Origin of the sequence: Thioclava sp. F42-5 (assembly GCF_002213195.1) — a bacterium.
GTDB lineage: Bacteria > Pseudomonadota > Alphaproteobacteria > Rhodobacterales > Rhodobacteraceae > Thioclava > Thioclava nitratireducens.
The window spans coordinates 117,863-134,825 of sequence record NZ_NBNZ01000003.1; the positions used below are offsets into that span (position 1 = coordinate 117,863).

Consider the following 16,963-nt stretch of genomic DNA (forward strand, 5'->3'; position numbering starts at 1 on the left):
GAAAGCCGGGGCCGCTGTCGGAATGATCAGGATGTGCCGCCGGAGGATTCGGGCTGCATGGCAGACACTCAGGAGGGGGTGGGTGCCACGGCTGACCAACGGCCGGACTGAAACATCATGGGAGGATAATGATGAAAAGATCGATGAAGGCGCTCGTCGCCGGAACCACCGCAGTCGCAACGCTCGCGCTTGCCGGCGGTGCATGGGCCGAACAGATGAAGATCGGCATTACGCAGAACAACGTCGGGGTGGACAGCTACCAGACCACCTATGAGAAGGCCTTCAAGGAGGCGGCGGCGGCCAATCCCGACGTCGATGCGGTCGTGCTCGATGCGGGCGGCGACGTGGCGCGCCAGATCGCGCAGATCCAGGATCTCGTGCAGCAGAAAGTGCAGGCGATCATCGTCTGGCCGACCAACGGCAAGGCCGTAGTCCCGGCGGTCAAGAAGGCGCATGACGCGGGCATCCCGGTCATCATCACCAACTCCAACATCGCCGAGCAGGGCATGCCCTTCATCGCCGCCTTCTCGGGCCCGAACAATATCGAGCAGGGCAAGGAAGCCGCGGACATGATGTGCACCGGGCTCAACGGCAAGGGTGACATCGTGCAGATCTCGGGCAAGCCCGGCTACACCACCGCGATCGAACGCCAGAAGGGCTTCGAGGACGAGCTGGCCAAAGCTTGCCCCGACGTGAAGATCATGGACACCCAGCCTGGCGACTGGAACCGCGAGAAGTCGCAGCGCGTCATGGAAGATTTCCTCGTGAAATATCCGAAGATCGACGGCGTCTATGCGGCCGATGACAACATGGGCGTCGGTGCGCTCAACGCCGCCAAGGCTGCGGGTCGTGCCAAGGACATCAAGTTCGTCGGCGCCACCAACTTCGCGGTCGGCTACGAGGCGATGAAGAAGGGCGAGTATTACGGCTCGGTCTACCAGTCGCCGATCGACGATGCGAAGAACGCGCTTCAGACCGCGATCGACGTGATCCAGGGCAAGGACGTTCCGAAGATGAACTACTTCAAGACGCCCCAGATCACCCAGGAGAATATGGACCAGTTCAAGAAGCCTGCCTTCTGATCTCTCCTCCCCAGGGCATGGGTCAAGCTCACGGGGCGACCCATGCCCACCTTATTGCAGGAAAAACGGAGAATTCGATGGGACGCGTAACTGGACGGGTCTGTCTCGTGACGGGTGCTGCGCGCGGTATTGGACGCGCGATTGCCGAGGCTTTGCTGGATGAGGGGGCGGATGTCTGTTTCGCCGATCTCAACGGTGAGCGGGTCGCCGAACTTGCGACGGAGAATGCGGCGCGCGCGGAAGCTGCGGGTGGCCGGGTGATGTCGGCGCAGGTGAACGTGACCAAGCGTGACGAAGTGCGCGCGATGATGCAGAAGGTCGCTGCGGAATTCGGCCGGGTCGACGTGGTGTTCAACAATGCGGGCGTCAATCGCCCGATGAACTTCCTCGACGTGACCGAAGATAATTGGCATTTCATCATGGATATCAATGGGCTCGGCACTCTGATCGGGATGCAGGAAGCGGCCCATCAGATGATCGCGCAGGGCGGTGGTGGCAAGATCATCAACACCGCTTCGATCGCGAGCCGTCAGGGCTTTGACAACGTGGCGCCCTATTGCGCCTCGAAATGGGCGGTGGTTTCGCTGACGCAATCAGGCGCGCGCGATCTTGCGAAGCACGATATCACCGTGACAGGTTTCGCGCCGGGCGTGGTGGCGACGGAGATGTGGGAAGAGGTCGATCGCGACCTGATGGAGATCGGCGCGGCGCAGGCGCCCGGGCAGGCGATGGAGGAGTTCGCCTCGGGCATCCTGCGCGGACGGGTCGCACGACCTGCCGATATCACGGGAACCACGACGTTCCTCGCCTCGCCCGACAGTGACTACATGACGGGACAGATCGTGATGATCGACGGCGGTATGACACTGGTCTGACCCGCCGTCAGCGGCAGCGAGGAGGCTGCCCGACGGGAGGAGAAAATGGCGAATTCGCATGTGGAGAAGCCGGCTGCCGCAAGCAGCCCGCACACGGCGCGCGTGGCGCGTGACAGCAGGGGGAGTGGAATGAACCGAGACAGGTGGAAAACGATCGCCGGCGTGCTGGCGCGGCAGGGCATCCTGGTGGCCTTCGCTCTGTTCCTGATCGGATTCTCGATCTTTTCGGATCGGTTCCTGTCGCCGGAGAACCTCTTCTCGGTGATACGCTCCTCGGCGATCATCGGGGTCATGGCGCTAGGCGTGACGGTGGTGGTGATCGGCGGCAATCTCGATCTGTCGGTGGGCTCGATGCTGTCCTTCTCGACCGTCCTGGTGGTCGATCTGCATGACAAGATCGGCCCGGCACCGGCGATTGGTGTGATGCTGGTCGCCACTCTGGCGCTCGGCGCGGTGAACGGTTTGCTCGTCGGCGTCGCGCGGCTGAATTCGCTGATCGTGACCCTCGGTATGCTCTCGGCGATACAGGGCCTCACGCTGATTTATTCGGGCGGCAAGAACGTCGATATCGTCAATCAGGATCAGACCTGGTTCAAGATTTTCGGGCGCGGCTCGATCTTCGATATCCCGACGCCCATCGTGATCTTCGGGATCTGCGCGATCGTGCTGCACCTGACGATGGCCTACACCCCCTTCGGACGGCGCATCTACGCCACCGGCGGCAACGCCACGGCGGCGGTGTTCTCGGGCGTGCGGCGCTCGCGCGTGGTGTTCCTGACCTACCTGATCTCGGCCACCGGCGTCGCCATCGCCGCGATCATCCTCGGCAGCCGGGTGATGGGCTCGCAGAACAACGTGGGCCAAGGCTACGAGCTGCAGGTGCTGGCGGGCGTGATCCTCGGCGGAACGTCGCTGCTGGGCGGCTCGGGCACGATCTGGAAGACGGTGATCGGCGTGCTGATCCTCGGCTTCATCCAGAACGGCCTGCTGCTGATGGGCTTCGAATATTACGTGCAGTGGCTGGTGACGTGGGTGGTGATCATCCTCGCGGTCTGGCTCGACATCGCGGCCAAGCGTGGCCGGCTGCTTTCCCCGATCGCCTGAGGAGGAGACAATGGCGGATACCGTTATCAAATCGCCCGTGCGTTGGCTCGCAGCCAACCCGATATGGGGCTTCATCGTTCTGATTTTCGTGTTCTTCAGCTTCGCGAACCCGTATTTCTTCGCGGTGCAGAACTTCCAGAACATCCTCGTGCAGACCTCGACCATCGGCCTGATCGCGCTCGGCATGACGCTGGTGATGATCAACGGCAATATCGACCTGAGCGTCGGTGCGGTCGTCGCCCTCGCGGCGAGCCTCTGCGTCGACATTCAGGGCTGGGATATGTTCTCGGCCTGGGGCAACTGGGCGCTCCTGCCCGCCGTGATCGCGGCGCTGGTAGCGGGCACCGCCCTTGGCGCGCTCAACGGGTTCATCGTCTGGAAAACCGGGGTCGATGCCTTCATCGTGACGCTGGGCGCGATGCTTGGCGTGCGCGGGCTCGTCTTCGTCTACACCAAGGAACAGTCCTTCTTCGCGATGAACTTCTCCTTCTCGGATTTCGGGTCGAGCAATCTCGGACCGTTGCCGACGCTGGCGGTGCTGTTCCTCGTCTGCACGGTAGTGGTGCATCTGCTGCTTGCGCGCACCGTGCATGGCCGTAACACCTACGCGGTGGGGGGCAACCGGGCAGCAGCGGTGAATGCGGGGATCCGCGTGGGGCCGCACATGCTGATCAACTTCATGATCGTCGGCTTCTTCGCGGCGCTTGCAGGGGTCACGCTGTCCTCGCAGATGGGCGCGGCGACGCCGAACCTCGGCACGAATTACGAACTGTGGGTCATCACCTCGGTCGTGCTTGGCGGCACCAAGCTGAACGGCGGTGCGGGCAATATCATCGGCACGCTGGGCGGCGTGCTCGCCATCGGCATCCTGCGCAACGGGATGAACCTGATGCAGGTGCCCGCTTTCTACGTGCTGGTGATCCTCGGGACGATCCTGATCGCCGTGCTGCTGCTCGACAAGCAGCTCAACCGCAAGGGCAAAGAGGAGCTTCGGGTATGAGCGACGCTGCTGAAACCAAGACCCCCGCGCTGCAACTCAAGGGGATCGTCAAGACCTTTCCCGGTGTGCGCGCACTGGACGACGTGACATTCGACGTCCGCGCAGGTGAGGTCCACGCGCTGCTGGGCGAAAACGGTGCGGGCAAATCCACCCTGATGAAGGTGCTCGCCGGGATGTATCAACCCGACGAGGGCACGATCGAGATCGAGGGCAAACCGGTCACGATGCGCACGCCCCTCGAGGCAAAACGGCGCGGCGTGGTGCTGATCCACCAGGAGCTGTCGTTGGCCGAGGAGATGACGGTCGCCGAGAACATCTATCTAGGTGAACTCCCGCGCCGGAGCCTTGGCCGGGTCGACTGGAAGACGCTCTTCGCCAAGTCGGAGGAAATCCTCAAACGCCTCAATTGCGGCTTCGGCCCGAAGGACCGGGTGGGCGCACTCTCCATCGCCAACCAGCAGATGGTAGAGATCGCCCGCGCGCTGACGGTAGATGCAAAGGTCGTGATCTTCGACGAACCGACCGCCTCGCTGACCGATGCCGAGAAGGTGGTGCTGTTCGAGATCATCAACGACCTGAAGGCGCGCGGCGTCGGCATCGTCTACATTTCGCACCGAATGGACGAGATATTCACGCTGGCCGACCGGATCTCGGTGCTGCGCGATGGCGGCTATCGCGGGACGCTGGTCGCCGGCGACACCACCGAGGACGAGGTGATCCAGCTGATGATCGGGCGCTCGCTCGACCTGTCGCGCCGCCAGCATGCTGAGGTGAAGACCGGTGACGTCGCCCTGAAGGTGGAGGGGCTGAGCTGCGGCAAGCTGTTCCAGGATGTCAGCTTCGAGCTGCGCGAGGGCGAGGTGCTGGGCTTCTACGGTCTTGTGGGCGCGGGGCGCACCGAGATCGCCGAGACGCTGTTCGGCCTGCGCCGTCCCACCGCCGGCACGATCGAGATCGACGGCAAGGAGACCTCGATCCACTCGCCCGCCGACGCGATCGCGAAAGGCATCTCGCTGGTGCCCGAAAGCCGCAAGGAACAGGGGCTGGTGCTTGGCATGAACTGCCGCGACAACATCACCCTGCCGCAGGTGGGCGATCTGACCTCGGGGCCGTTCGTGTCGGACGGGGCCGAGATCGCGATCTTCGACCAGTATCGCGATACGCTGAAGATCAAGACTCCCAGCTGGCGGCAGGCGGTCGGCAATCTCTCGGGCGGCAACCAGCAGAAGATCGTGATCGGCAAATGGCTCGCGATGCATCCGCGCATCCTGATCGTGGACGAGCCAACGCGCGGCATCGACGTGGGCTCGAAATCCGAGATCCACGACCTGATCCGCGAGCTTGCCCGCTCGGGCTACGCGGTGATCGTGATTTCTTCGGAGATGCCCGAAGTGCTTCATGTCTCGGACCGCATCCTCGCGATGTATCATGGACGCGTGATGCGCCGCTTCACCGCCGAGGAAGTGACCGAGGACAGCCTCGTCGCCGCGATTTCCGGGATCGAGCAAGAACAGGTCGCGTGATGCGGATCGGGTTTGCGGGGCTCGGGCGGATGGGGGCGCCGATGGCGCGCAACCTGATCGCGGCCGGGCACGAGGTGACGGTCTGGAACCGCTCTCCGGACCGCGCTGAGACCTTCGCCGCCGAGACCGGAGCAGGGGTGGCCGCCACCCCGCGCGCCCTGGCGGAGGGGACGGAACTGGTGGTGACGATGCTCTCCGACGATGCGGCGTCCTCCGCCGTGCATCTGGGAGAGGACGGTCTCTTCGCCGCGTCCGGTCCGCTGACGGTGCTTGAGATGGGCACGATGAGCCCCGAACATATCGCTGATCTCGCGGGCGAGGCCCCCGCAGGCTGGCAGGTGATCGACGCGCCGGTCTCGGGCTCCACAGCCGCGGCCGAGGCGGCGAGCCTGATGATCATGGCGGGCTGCACCGAGGATCAGGCGGCGCCGCTGCGCCCCGCGCTCGATGCCATGGGCAAGACGGTGATCTGTCTGGGCAATGTGGGCGACGGCGCGGTGATGAAGCTCGCCGTGAACATGCTCATCCACAGCGTCAACCAGACCCTCGCCGAGGCGCTGAGCCTCACCGATGCGGCAGGCATCGACACAAGCACGGCCTTTGCCGCGATCGAGGCTTCGGCCGCCGCCGCGCCGATGCTGAGCTACCGCAAGCCGCTTTATCTGGACGAAGCCGCCCACCCGGTCAGTTTCACAGTGGCGCTGGCGCGCAAGGATATGGAGGTCACGCAGGCACTGGCCGCGCAGCTTGGCGTCGCGCTGCCGCAGGGCGAGGTGGTGCTGGAGCGGCTGCGCGCCGCCGAAGCTGCGGGCCGAGGGGCGCGCGACATGGCTTCGATGGTCGATTTCACGCGAAAGGATAAATAATGAAAGCCGTTCTCTTCGTCGGAGGCTGGGAAGGCCACGCGCCGACCGAATTCGCAGACTGGTGCCGCGACCTGCTGGAGGGCGAGGGCTTCGAGGTGGTGGTGCATGACACGCTCGCGCCCCTTGCCGAACCCGAGAAGATGGCTGATTGCGACCTGATCGTGCCGATCTGGTCGTCCGCCCGCTCCGCGCACCAGCCGGAATTCGGCAACATGACCAAGGCGGAGGAGGACGGGCTTCTCAAGCTGGTGGCAAGCGGCTGTGGGCTGGCGGGCTGGCACGGCCATATGGGCGATGCCTTCCGCGACCGCCCGACCTACCACTTCCTGATCGGCGGGCAGTTCGTCGCCCATCCACCGGGCTGGCCGGACAACCTTGTGCCGACCGACGATTACGTCGACTACGACGTCACGATCTGCCGCCCCGCAGATCCGATCGTGAAGGGCATCCGCAGCTTCCGGCTGAAATCCGAGCAGTATTATATGCTTACCGATCCGAGCAACGAGGTGCTCGCGACGACGACCTTCTCGGGCGATCACCTGTGGTGGATCGAGGGCACGGTGATTCCGGTCGTGTGGAAGCGGCGCTGGGACAAGGGGCGGATCTTCTATTGCTCGATCGGGCACACGCTCGACGATCTGAAGGTCGAGCAGGTGACCGAGATCATCCGGCGCGGGATGCATTGGGCGGCGCGGGGGCCTGACGTGTGAAAGCGAGCGACGCGACCGGACAAATGCGTCCTTCGTGATGGCCTTCTTGATGTCGTATTACCTTACGTCAGTCTTTCATAGTTTCGCCGTAATCGCGCGTTAACCAGTAGGGATCACCCTCAGACCGGATCGGTTTCGAGATGGAGGCCCGGCAATGATGCAACGTATCGCAGTGCGCAAGTCGCAGGCGCAAATCCCGACCCTCGCGAAACTTTTCGCGGCGCTCGCGCTCGGGGCGACGGGGTTCTTCGCCGCCCAACAGATCATGCCTGCGATTCCGGCTGGGGTCGATGGCGCGAAAGAGCTGGGCCTGATCATGGGCTCCTTCGGGCTTCTGGTTGGTTGGCGCGTGGTGGGCGTGTCGGAGGGACGGCGTTGGGTCGATGCAATCAATGACGGGCTGCGCGGCGGGATCTATGTCCTGATGTGGACCTTCTTCTTCCTCGGCACAATCCAGATGCTGAAGCTGGCACTGCGGATGCGCTATGACGACGTGCTCTCCGCCGTGACCGATGTCATCGGGCAGGGTGTCGCGATCGGGGTGGCCTCGCTGGGGGTGGCGCCGGTCATCACGCTCGGTCTGGGCGCGATGGGCGCGGGCCTGCTGTCGGAGTTCGCCTATCGCCGCTACGGGCGCTGAACACCGCGCGGGCCGCACCCTTGGCTTGACATCGCGCGCTTGCCTTGCAGGTTGAAGCGCATGATGCGCCAAGCTGCGGGGATGCTCATGCAACCACATTTCTTTTACGGAACGCTTTGTCATCCGCCACTGCTGGAGGCGGTGATCGGACGTGTGCCGCAGCTCGTTCCGGCACGGCTGGAAGGTTTCGCGCCGTACGAGGCCTGCCGCGAGGAGCAGGGTCTGGGCTTTCCGATCCTGATCGAAACGCCGGGGGCGGTGACGCGCGGGGTCGTGGCCGATCTGACCGAGGCCGAGGCGGAGCGCATCGCGTGGTACGAGGATGGTTACGACGCCGAAATTCGTGAGCTGGAAACCGGGGCGGGGTCGCGCGAGGCGAAGCTCTGGCTGCCGCAGGCCGATCGCTGGGAGGTCGGCGCGGAGTGGACGCTCGGCGACTGGGCGCCGAAATGGGCAGCGCTGAAGACTGAAGCCGCGCGCCTGTTCATCGCTGAAGCGCAGGCCGTCGGGCCCGACGCCGCCAATGCGCGCTATCATGCGATCCTCGTGCGCGCGGCCTCCATCCTGCGGGCGCGCGCTGCCCCGATGGCGCAGGACCTGCGCCGCGACCTGCAGGATGGCGACATCAAGATCGACGCGCAACAGACTGCCTACGCTAAATTTTTCGCCGTCGAAGATTACAAGCTGGAACACCGGCTCTTTGCCGGAGGCATGAGCGCCAAGCTCGACCGGGCGGCCTTCGTTTCGGGCGATGCGAGCGTCGTTTTGCCTTATGATCCGGTGCGCGACCGGGTGATGCTGATCGAACAGATCCGCACCGGGCCGCTGGCCCGCGGTGAGCCGAACCCGTGGATGATCGAGGCGATCGCGGGCCGGGTCGATCCCGGCGAGACGCCCGAGGAAGCGGCGCTGCGCGAGGCGGGGGAAGAGGCGGGCATCACGATTGCGCGCCTCATCGAGGCCCCGCGCTACTATCCGTCGCCGGGAGCCAAGAGCGAATTCGTCTATTCCTATATAGGGATCGCCGATCTTCCCGACGAGGCTGCGCAGCTTGGCGGCAAGGCCGATGAGCATGAAGATATCCGCGCTCATCTGGTGCCGTTCGAGCGTCTGATGACGCTGGTGGCGACCGGCGAGGCGGGCAATGCGCCGCTTGTCGTGCTCGCACTCTGGCTCGCCGGGCAGCGCGCCGCACTGCAGCGGATGGCGGGCGTCGCGTAATCGCGGGGTTGAGGTGGCGCGCGCCGCGTCCTAAGTCTGGCTTCAACGGCCCCGTGGCGGGCAACTCGATACGGGAGGAAAGCGCGATGCGTATCTGCAGCGATCTGGCGTCGGCGGTGGGAAATACCCCGCTCATCAAGCTCAGGAAGGCATCGGAAGAGACCGGCTGCACGATCCTCGGCAAGGCGGAATTCCTCAATCCCGGCCAATCGGTGAAAGACCGCGCGGCGCTCTACATCATCCGCGACGCGATCCAGCGCGGCGAGCTCGCACCCGGTGGCACGATCGTCGAAGGCACGGCGGGCAACACCGGCATCGGCCTCGCGCTCGTGGGCGCGTCGATGGGCTTCCGCTCGGTGATCGTGATCCCCGAGACGCAGAGCCAGGAAAAGAAGGACATGCTGAGGCTGGCCGGCGCCGAGCTGGTGCAGGTCCCGGCCGCGCCGTATCGCAACCCCAACAACTACGTGCGCTATTCCGAGCGGCTGGCGAAGGAACTGGCCAAGACCGATCCGCATGGCGCGATCTGGGCCAACCAGTTCGACAATACCGCGAACCGGCAGGCCCATATCGAAACGACCGGCCCCGAAATCTGGGATCAGACCGGCGGCAAGGTCGACGGCTTCATCTGCGCGGTGGGCTCGGGCGGCACGCTCGCGGGCACCGGCATGGCGCTGCAGCCCAAGGGCGTGAAGATCGGCCTCGCCGATCCCGATGGCGCGGCGCTGCACAGCTATTACACGACCGGCGAGTTCAAATCCGAGGGGTCTTCGATCACCGAAGGCATCGGGCAGGGGCGGATCACCGCCAATCTCGAGGGCTTCACCCCGGATATGAGCTTCAACATCCCCGATAGCGAGGCGCTGCCGGTGGTGTTCGACCTGCTGCAGGAAGAAGGCCTCTGCTTGGGCGGCTCCTCAGGCATCAATATCGCGGGCGCAATGCATATGGCGCGCGAGCTTGGCCCCGGCCACACGATCGTGACGGTGCTGTGCGACTACGGCAACCGATATCAGTCGAAGCTCTTCAACCCCGACTTCCTCAAGGGCAAGGGGCTGCCTGTGCCGGAATGGCTCGACCGGGCCCCGCGTGAGATGCCGGAGGTGTTCGAGGGATGACGATCCTGCGTCTGGCGCGTCTGCTATTGCTGGCCGTCGCGCTGGCGCTTCCGGGGATCGTCTTTGCACAAAGCCCCGAGCCGCCGGATTACAAGGCGTGGGAAAAAACCGCGACCGAAGCCGAGCAGATGGTGCAGGCCGACAAGGCACAGCGCCAGGAATTCGACAAGATCCGGCAGGAGGTCGTCAACTGGCGCGAGAAATTCAAGGCGGCCGAGGATATCAACGCCAGCCAGATCTCGACCGTCAAGGCGCAGATCGAAGCGCTCGGACCTCCGCCGAAGGAGGGCCAGAGCGAGGACAAGGCGATCGCCGACCGGCGCAAGAAGCTCAACGACGAGTTGGCGCAGCTGCAATCGCCTGGGTTGCGCGCGACCGAGGCCGCGAGCCGCGCGGATTCCATCGTTGCCAATATCGACCAGCTTCTGCGCGCGCGGCAGACTGACAAGCTGTTGCGGCTCACACCCTCGCCGCTGAACCCGATAAACTGGCCCGAGGGGCTGAAAGTGCTGTCGGAACTGACCTCCGAGCTTGCCTCGGAGATGGGCCAGCAGCTCAATGACACCGATCCCTATGCCAGTGCGCGCAACAACGCGCCCGCGATCGTGGGCTTGCTGTTGGTGGCGCTGCTTCTGGTGGCGCGCGGCCGGACATGGATCGACAAGCTGGCCGATGTGCTCGAGGCGCGGCTGGCGCGCAATGCGCAGAGGGTGATCGATTTCATCGTCTCGCTGGGGCAGCTCCTGCTGCCGATCGCGGGGATCGTGCTGCTCGAAGCTGCGCTGGTTCAGACCGAACTCTTCGGCTCGCGATGGATGGAGCTGCTCATAGCGATCGGCGTGGTGCTGAGCGCGGCCTTCGTCGCCTTCTGGCTCTCGGGCCGCATCTTCCCGCGCAACGACCGGCAAGTCGCGCCCTTCACCCTGCAAAGCGAGCGTCGCCGCGAAGGCCGGTTGCTGACGATCTCGCTGGCGGTTTTCGCGGCGATCCAGGGCCCGTTCGGCGATTGGCTCGTCGCGCGCGGGCAGGATGTGATCGAGGGAAGCGCGAAAACGGCCGAAGAGATCGATGCGGCGGGGCATACGCTCGATGCCGGTTTCGGCGTCTTGGTCTTTCCGCTGCAGGTTCTTGCCGCGATCGCGCTATTCCGCTTCGGGCAACTGCTGCGGCGTCACCTGCGCAACGAGACCTCCGGCTCCGAGGAGGGCGCGTTCCGCGACCGGCTCGTGGGGGCGCTCGGCAATGCGCTGATCGCGGTCGCGGTGGTCGCGCCGGTTCTGGGCGGTATCGGCTATATCAACGCCGCCAACGCGCTGATCTTCCCGACCATCCTGACGCTGGGGCTGATCGCGCTGCTCCTGGTGCTCAACCAGTTCTTTACCGATGTCTATGTGCTGGTCGCCCGGCGCGAGGACGACGGGCGCGACTCTCTCATCCCGGCGCTGATCGGGTTCCTGCTTGGCCTGCTCGCGATGCCGCCCGCAGCTCTGATCTGGGGCGCGCGCCCGGCCGATCTGGCCGAGATGTGGACGCGCTTCCAGAACGGCGTCTCGGTCAGCGGCGTCACGATCTCGCCTGGCATTTTCCTGACCTTCGCGATCGTCTTCGTGATCGGCCTGATGGTTACCCGGCTCCTGCAAGGGGCGCTGAAAACCTCGCTTCTGCCGAAGACCAAGATCGACAAGGGCGGGCAGAACGCCATCGTCTCGGGCCTTGGCTATTTCGGCATCTTCCTCGCCGCGGTGATCGCGATTTCCTCGGCCGGGATCGACCTCAGCTCGCTCGCCATCGTCGCCGGTGCGCTCTCTGTCGGTGTCGGTTTCGGTTTGCAGACCATCGTGCAGAACTTCGTCTCGGGCATCATCCTGCTGATCGAGCGCCCGATCTCCGAAGGCGACTGGATCGAGGTCAACGGCCAGATGGGGATCGTGAAGGCGATCTCCGTGCGCTCCACCCGGATCGAGACCTTCGACCGCACCGAAGTCATCGTGCCCAATGCGGACCTGATCTCGGGGCAGGTGACGAACTGGACGCGCGGCAATGTCACGGGGCGCCTGATCGTGCCGGTCGGCGTGGCCTATGGCACCGACACCCGCAAGGTCGAGACCATCTTGCACGAGGTGGCCGCGAACCAGTCGCTGGTGATGATGAACCCCGAGCCTGTCGTGATCTTCAAGGGCTTCGGCGCGGACAGCCTCGATTTCGAGGTGCGCGTGATCCTCTCGGACGTGAACTTCATCCTCCGCGTCCAGAGCGAGATGAACCACGAGATCAATCAACGCTTCGCCGAGGCCGGGATCGAGATTCCCTTCGCACAGCGTGACGTCTGGTTGCGCAACCCCGAGGTGTTGCGGCCCAATAAGGACGACGCCGAGGCGCAATCCGCCGAGGCCGAGGACGAGGGTTCGGAGGACGGTGACGACACCGCCTCCAAGCGCCCCGTCAGCCGCGCCGAGTATGGCAAGCCCCAACCCGGCGAAGGTCCGGAAGGGTTAGAACGACAGCGCCACGACAGTTCCGATGGAGAGGCCGATGCAGGAGACCGTTAAACAATCGCAGCAGCAAAGCTACCGTATCCACCCCTATGCCCGCGATCTCGAAGTTCCGGTGACCGGGCTGACCGACGAAGGCGGCATCTATTGCGCGGATTCGATCTTCTACCCGACCGGCGGCGGCCAACCGGGGGATAGCGGCAAGCTGGTCTGGGACGGCGGCGAGATCGAGATCGCGACCACCGTGAAGGCCGAACCCGGTGCGCCCGGCGCGGTGATCCTCGTGCCCGCCGAGCCGCAGCCCCTGCCGCCTCTCGGTGCTCAGGTGCAGCAGCATCTCGACTGGGAACGCCGCCACCGCCACATGCGCGTCCATACCGCGCTTCACCTGCTGTCGGTCGCGATCCCGCTGCCGGTGACGGGCGGACAGATCGGGTCCGACAAGGGGCGGCTCGATTTCGATATGCCGGAGAGGCCTGAAGATCTGGAAGCGATCGAACGGCAGCTGAACGATTGGGTCGCGCAAGACCTGAAAGTGGTCGAGCATTGGATCACCGATGCCGAACTCGAGGCGCAGCCAGAGCTGGTCAAGACGCTCTCGGTCGCGCCGCCCAAGGGGCAGGGCTGGGTGCGGCTGGTCGCGATCGGCGAAGCTGCCGACCGCATCGACCTGCAGCCCTGCGGCGGCACCCATGTCGCCTCGACCGGCGAGATCGGTGGCCTCCGGCTCGGCAAGATCGAGAAGAAGGGCAAGATGAACCGCCGCGTACATCTTCATCTTGCCTGAGAACTGCGGGCCGGGCAGGGGCGCTGCCCCTCTGCCTTCGGCATTCACCTCGGGATATTTAGACAAGCCCGAACGGACATGGCTGCATCGGGCTTGCCGAAATATCCCGGGGGAGCGCTGAAAGCGCGGGGGCAGAGCCCCCCAATGAAAAGGGCGGCCACCGGGGCCGCCCTTCGTCATTCATGGAAGCTGGATCAGGCTTTCGGGCCGATCATCCGCTCGGGGCGGACGACCTTGTCGAAGGTTTCCTCGTCGACGAAGCCAAGCTTGATCGCCTCCTCCTTCAACGTGGTGCCGTTCTTATGCGCGGTCTTCGCGACCTTGGTCGCGTTGTCGTAGCCGATCGTCGGCGCGAGCGCGGTGACCAGCATCAGCGACTCGTGCAGCAGCTTCTCGATGCGCGGCTCGTTGGCCTCGATGCCGGCAACCATGTTGTCGGTGAAGGCCGAGGCGCTGTCGCCCAGAAGCTGCATGGATTGCAGCACGTTGTAGCTCATCATCGGGTTGTAGACGTTGAGCTCGAAATGGCCTTGCGAGCCGGCGAAACCGATGGCCGCGTCATTGCCCATGACATGGGCGCAGACCATGGTCAGCGCTTCGGCCTGCGTCGGGTTCACCTTGCCCGGCATGATCGAGGAGCCCGGCTCGTTCTCCGGCAGGATCAGCTCGCCCAGACCGCAGCGCGGGCCAGAGCCCAGCAGGCGGATGTCGTTGGCGATCTTGAAGAGCGAGGCGGCCACGGTTTTCAGCGCGCCCGAGAACATGACCATCGCGTCATGCGCGGCGAGCGCTTCGAACTTGTTCGGCGCGGTGACGAAGGGCAGGTCTGTAATCTCGGCCATATTCGCCGCCACGGTCTCGGCCCAACCGACTTGGGTGTTCAGACCGGTGCCGACGGCGGTGCCGCCTTGGGCCAGTTCGTAGATGTCGCCGAGTGAGGCTTCGACGCGCTCGATTCCCTTCTTCACCTGATGGGCGTAGCCGGAGAATTCCTGGCCGAGGGTCAGCGGCGTCGCGTCCTGCGTGTGGGTGCGGCCAATTTTGATGATGTCCTTGAAGTCCTCGGACTTGGCTTCCAGCGCCGCGTGCAGTTTGCGCAGACCGGGCAGCAGCACGTCGCGCGCCTGCATCGCGATCCCGACATGCATCGCGGTCGGGAAGGTGTCGTTCGAGGACTGCCCCATGTTGCAGTGATCGTTCGGGTGAACCGGGTCTTTCGAGCCCATCTCGCCGCCCAGAATTTCGATCGCGCGGTTCGAGATCACCTCGTTGGCGTTCATGTTCGACTGCGTACCCGATCCGGTCTGCCAGACCACGAGGGGGAAGTTGTCGTCGAACTTGCCTTCGATCACTTCGCCGGCCGCCTCGATGATCGCATCGGCGATCTTCGCGTCCAGCTTGCCCTGCGCCTTGTTGGCCATCGCGCAGGCCTTCTTGATCACGCCGAGCGCGCGGATGATCGGGACCGGCTGGCGCTCCCATCCGATCGGGAAGTTCATGATCGAGCGCTGCGTCTGCGCGCCCCAATATTTGTCTGCAGGAACTTCAAGCGGGCCGAAGCTGTCGGTTTCGGTGCGGGTCGCGGTCATCTGGGCCTCCATGATTGCGCGCAATCTTTCGCACGCACTGATAGGGCCCGCGAAGGAATTTTGCAACGGTATACGGAGGTATACTTGGGGCGGCTCTCAGATCTGTGCGGCGATCGCATCCCGGTCGATCAGCGAATGCACTTCGCGGATGCGGCCATCTGCAACGCGATAGAAGACATGCTCGTCGAACCTCACGCGGCGGCCGTTCACCGGCAGACCGAAGAGCATTCCCACGGGCGTGCAGTCGAAGCGCAGCCGTGCTGCGATCACTGGCGGATCGGCCGCAAGTGTTTCCGCATCGAAATGAAGGTCGGGGATCGCGCGATGGTCACCCTCGAGCATCTCCCGGTAGCCCGCGAGGCCAAGCGGGCGCGCATTATGAGTGACCTCGGGATGCACGAAATCACCGAGACGCGCCCAGTCCTGTTCGTTCAGGCAAGTCAGATAGCCGCGATAAAGCGACAGAAGCGCTTCGCGGTTCGGAGGCTCCGACGCCACCGGGTTACTTGCGGAATTGATCGAGGCTCACGACTTCGGCCTCGCCACGCGCGGCGGGGGCCGCCTCTTCTTCCTCGGCCACCTCTTCCTCTTCGAATTCGTCTTCGTCGTCATATTCCTGCGTTTCGAAACGCAGGCCGAACTCTACCGAGGGATCGACGAAGGTGGTGATCGCGTCGAGCGGCACATAGAGAGGCTCGGGCGAATTGCCGAAGTTCAGCGTGATCGAGAAACCGTCCTCACCCACTTCGAAATTGTCATACCAATTCTGGATGACGATTGTCATTTCCTCGGGGTACCGTTCGCGCAGCCAATCGGCGAGTTCGGCGTCGGGATGACGGGTATCGAAGGTGATGAAAAAGTGGTGTTCACCGGGCAGGCCATTCGCCGCGATGTCGCTCAGCACTGTCTGGATCAGCCCGCGCATCGCGTGATGCATCAGGTTTCCGTAATCAATGGATTGCGTCATGGCCAAGTCCCTTTCTTCTCGGCCTCAAGCATAGGGGATTCTTGGCGGGCCGCAAGGCGGGCGAGGGAGCGCGAAGCGCGACTTTGCGGGGACGCGCCAGCCTCGTCGCGATCGATGCTTTTGCATCCTAGAGGCGAGACGGGGTAGCGTTTCTGCTTACTCCAGCATCTCTCCGGATAGGCAGAGCGCGACCGTGTCGGCGGGCATCAGTTCCAAGCCCTAGAGCAGCGCAATCACGTCGTGAGTGTTGTAAGATTCCACGATTTTTTCTCCGCGAAATCGCATGGCCAATTGTCCGGTAAACTCCAGCGAACGCGCGGTCTGCGCGGATTTTCCCGCGACTTTCAGAAGCGTCCAGAGCCAGTCGCCGGATTCGACATGGCGTAGCACGGCTATCTGAATTCCGTGTAAATGCGCCCGCAACGCCGGAACCCGTTCGCCGAAAACCTCCGGTCGAATCTCGAGCCCAGAGATCGGTCCTTTGGTCAAGGCATCCGCGTCAAACAACCCGTCGATTTCGTCCAGCCGATCCTTTCGGGCCAGCATTGCAGTCACGAATTTCAAACCGGTTAACGGTGATCGAATGAACAAAGGGGGGAAGAAATGCAGGATTCTGTTGCAAGGCTCCTGCGGGCCCCGCCTTACGCGGCTAAGCGCAAGGAGTTAAGTTTCGGTTACCCGAGCTGCTTACGCAGCCAGAGCGACCGGAGCACGGTTGTCGTTGGCAACTGTACAATTTGCACCGATAACGGTGGTGGCTCACCGGGACAAAGCAAACATCTTTACACGTTCGTCGATCCTATTTCGGCCCCATTCTCCCCCAACGAGGGTTGATTGGTGGAGCCGCCGGGTACCGCCCCCGGGTCCGATCCGCTTATTACATGCGCGTTTATGCCCATAGTCCCCGTTGCCGGGAACGCTTTGGAATATAGGGGGAAGATCAGGGCGCTTCAAGGCGTCGGATGGGATGAATGCGCATTAACCGGACG

Annotated in this window: 16 protein-coding genes and 1 other RNA gene; 12 read left to right on the forward strand and 5 right to left on the reverse strand. The window is 64.0% G+C overall.

Going from position 1 to position 16,963, the window contains the following annotated elements:
* The first annotated feature begins 131 nt into the window (after positions 1–131).
* From B6V74_RS10110 to B6V74_RS10165, 12 genes are all read left to right on the forward strand, one after another.
* On the forward strand, positions 132–1,082 hold the full coding sequence (locus tag B6V74_RS10110; RefSeq protein ID WP_075776621.1) for a sugar ABC transporter substrate-binding protein: 951 nt from the start codon (positions 132–134) through the stop codon (positions 1,080–1,082).
* A gap of 77 nt (positions 1,083–1,159) precedes the next feature.
* On the forward strand, positions 1,160–1,957 hold the full coding sequence (locus tag B6V74_RS10115) for an SDR family oxidoreductase (protein WP_075776525.1): 798 nt from the start codon (positions 1,160–1,162) through the stop codon (positions 1,955–1,957).
* A 129-nt stretch (positions 1,958–2,086) separates the two neighbouring features.
* Positions 2,087–3,061, forward strand: a complete 975-nt coding sequence (locus B6V74_RS10120) for an ABC transporter permease (RefSeq protein WP_075776524.1) — start codon at positions 2,087–2,089, stop codon at positions 3,059–3,061.
* Positions 3,062–3,071: 10 nt separating this feature from the next.
* A complete protein-coding gene (locus tag B6V74_RS10125; protein ID WP_088718684.1) occupies positions 3,072–4,061 on the forward strand; it encodes an ABC transporter permease in 990 nt (329 codons plus the stop codon).
* Entirely contained in the window at positions 4,058–5,584 is a 1,527-nt protein-coding gene (locus tag B6V74_RS10130; protein ID WP_075776522.1) for a sugar ABC transporter ATP-binding protein, read from the forward strand. The genes B6V74_RS10125 and B6V74_RS10130 overlap by 4 nt, the downstream gene beginning before the upstream one ends.
* The gene (locus B6V74_RS10135) at positions 5,584–6,450 is read left to right on the forward strand and encodes an NAD(P)-dependent oxidoreductase (protein WP_088722716.1); all 867 of its coding nucleotides are present in this window, start codon (positions 5,584–5,586) and stop codon (positions 6,448–6,450) included. Before B6V74_RS10130 ends, B6V74_RS10135 begins: the two co-directional genes overlap by 1 nt.
* The gene (locus tag B6V74_RS10140; protein WP_088722717.1) at positions 6,450–7,160 is read left to right on the forward strand and encodes a ThuA domain-containing protein; all 711 of its coding nucleotides are present in this window, start codon (positions 6,450–6,452) and stop codon (positions 7,158–7,160) included. The genes B6V74_RS10135 and B6V74_RS10140 overlap by 1 nt, the downstream gene beginning before the upstream one ends.
* Positions 7,161–7,314: 154 nt before the next feature.
* Positions 7,315–7,800, forward strand: a complete 486-nt coding sequence (locus B6V74_RS10145) for a TrgA family protein (RefSeq protein ID WP_075776519.1) — start codon at positions 7,315–7,317, stop codon at positions 7,798–7,800.
* Between the two features lie 87 nt (positions 7,801–7,887).
* Positions 7,888–9,021 (forward strand): NUDIX domain-containing protein, encoded by a 1,134-nt coding sequence (locus B6V74_RS10150; RefSeq protein WP_168184211.1) that lies wholly within the window; start codon positions 7,888–7,890, stop codon positions 9,019–9,021.
* An 86-nt stretch (positions 9,022–9,107) separates the two neighbouring features.
* Positions 9,108–10,139: a cysteine synthase A gene (locus B6V74_RS10155; RefSeq protein ID WP_088718678.1), complete on the forward strand. Its 1,032-nt coding sequence runs from the start codon at positions 9,108–9,110 to the stop codon at positions 10,137–10,139.
* Positions 10,136–12,688: a DUF3772 domain-containing protein gene (locus B6V74_RS10160; RefSeq protein WP_088722719.1), complete on the forward strand. Its 2,553-nt coding sequence runs from the start codon at positions 10,136–10,138 to the stop codon at positions 12,686–12,688. Before B6V74_RS10155 ends, B6V74_RS10160 begins: the two co-directional genes overlap by 4 nt.
* Complete coding sequence (locus B6V74_RS10165; RefSeq protein ID WP_088722720.1) at positions 12,672–13,418, forward strand: alanyl-tRNA editing protein; 747 nt, start codon at positions 12,672–12,674, stop codon at positions 13,416–13,418. The genes B6V74_RS10160 and B6V74_RS10165 overlap by 17 nt, the downstream gene beginning before the upstream one ends.
* 194 nt (positions 13,419–13,612) lie before the next feature.
* On the opposite strand, the gene fumC is transcribed toward B6V74_RS10165, so the two are convergent.
* From fumC to ssrA, 5 genes are all read right to left on the reverse strand, one after another.
* Positions 13,613–15,007 (reverse strand): class II fumarate hydratase, encoded by a 1,395-nt coding sequence (fumC, locus tag B6V74_RS10170; RefSeq protein ID WP_088722860.1) that lies wholly within the window; start codon positions 15,005–15,007, stop codon positions 13,613–13,615.
* A gap of 96 nt (positions 15,008–15,103) precedes the next feature.
* Entirely contained in the window at positions 15,104–15,505 is a 402-nt protein-coding gene (locus B6V74_RS10175; protein WP_088722721.1) for an ester cyclase, read from the reverse strand.
* A gap of 4 nt (positions 15,506–15,509) precedes the next feature.
* Positions 15,510–15,974, reverse strand: coding sequence for a ClpXP protease specificity-enhancing factor SspB (locus tag B6V74_RS10180; RefSeq protein ID WP_075776513.1), 465 nt, complete (start codon positions 15,972–15,974; stop codon positions 15,510–15,512).
* Between the two features lie 219 nt (positions 15,975–16,193).
* Positions 16,194–16,520, reverse strand: coding sequence for a nuclear transport factor 2 family protein (locus B6V74_RS10185; protein WP_088722722.1), 327 nt, complete (start codon positions 16,518–16,520; stop codon positions 16,194–16,196).
* A 56-nt stretch (positions 16,521–16,576) separates the two neighbouring features.
* Positions 16,577–16,932, reverse strand: a transfer-messenger RNA (tmRNA) gene (ssrA, locus tag B6V74_RS10190).
* Positions 16,933–16,963 lie beyond the last annotated feature (31 nt).

What these genes read in the sequence shown, in the direction of transcription:
- B6V74_RS10145 (WP_075776519.1), top strand. Translation starts at nt 7,315, where the DNA reads ATGATGCAACGTATCGCAGTGCGCAAGTCGCAGGCGCAAATCCCGACC.
- B6V74_RS10130 (WP_075776522.1), top strand. Translation starts at nt 4,058, where the DNA reads ATGAGCGACGCTGCTGAAACCAAGACCCCCGCGCTGCAACTCAAGGGG.
- B6V74_RS10185 (WP_088722722.1), bottom strand. Translation starts at nt 16,520, where the DNA reads ATGCTGGCCCGAAAGGATCGGCTGGACGAAATCGACGGGTTGTTTGAC.
- B6V74_RS10120 (WP_075776524.1), top strand. Translation starts at nt 2,087, where the DNA reads ATGAACCGAGACAGGTGGAAAACGATCGCCGGCGTGCTGGCGCGGCAG.
- B6V74_RS10180 (WP_075776513.1), bottom strand. Translation starts at nt 15,974, where the DNA reads ATGACGCAATCCATTGATTACGGAAACCTGATGCATCACGCGATGCGC.
- B6V74_RS10150 (WP_168184211.1), top strand. Translation starts at nt 7,888, where the DNA reads ATGCAACCACATTTCTTTTACGGAACGCTTTGTCATCCGCCACTGCTG.
- B6V74_RS10160 (WP_088722719.1), top strand. Translation starts at nt 10,136, where the DNA reads ATGACGATCCTGCGTCTGGCGCGTCTGCTATTGCTGGCCGTCGCGCTG.
- B6V74_RS10155 (WP_088718678.1), top strand. Translation starts at nt 9,108, where the DNA reads ATGCGTATCTGCAGCGATCTGGCGTCGGCGGTGGGAAATACCCCGCTC.
- B6V74_RS10140 (WP_088722717.1), top strand. Translation starts at nt 6,450, where the DNA reads ATGAAAGCCGTTCTCTTCGTCGGAGGCTGGGAAGGCCACGCGCCGACC.
- B6V74_RS10115 (WP_075776525.1), top strand. Translation starts at nt 1,160, where the DNA reads ATGGGACGCGTAACTGGACGGGTCTGTCTCGTGACGGGTGCTGCGCGC.
- B6V74_RS10125 (WP_088718684.1), top strand. Translation starts at nt 3,072, where the DNA reads ATGGCGGATACCGTTATCAAATCGCCCGTGCGTTGGCTCGCAGCCAAC.
- fumC (WP_088722860.1), bottom strand. Translation starts at nt 15,007, where the DNA reads ATGACCGCGACCCGCACCGAAACCGACAGCTTCGGCCCGCTTGAAGTT.
- B6V74_RS10135 (WP_088722716.1), top strand. Translation starts at nt 5,584, where the DNA reads ATGCGGATCGGGTTTGCGGGGCTCGGGCGGATGGGGGCGCCGATGGCG.
- B6V74_RS10165 (WP_088722720.1), top strand. Translation starts at nt 12,672, where the DNA reads ATGCAGGAGACCGTTAAACAATCGCAGCAGCAAAGCTACCGTATCCAC.
- B6V74_RS10110 (WP_075776621.1), top strand. Translation starts at nt 132, where the DNA reads ATGAAAAGATCGATGAAGGCGCTCGTCGCCGGAACCACCGCAGTCGCA.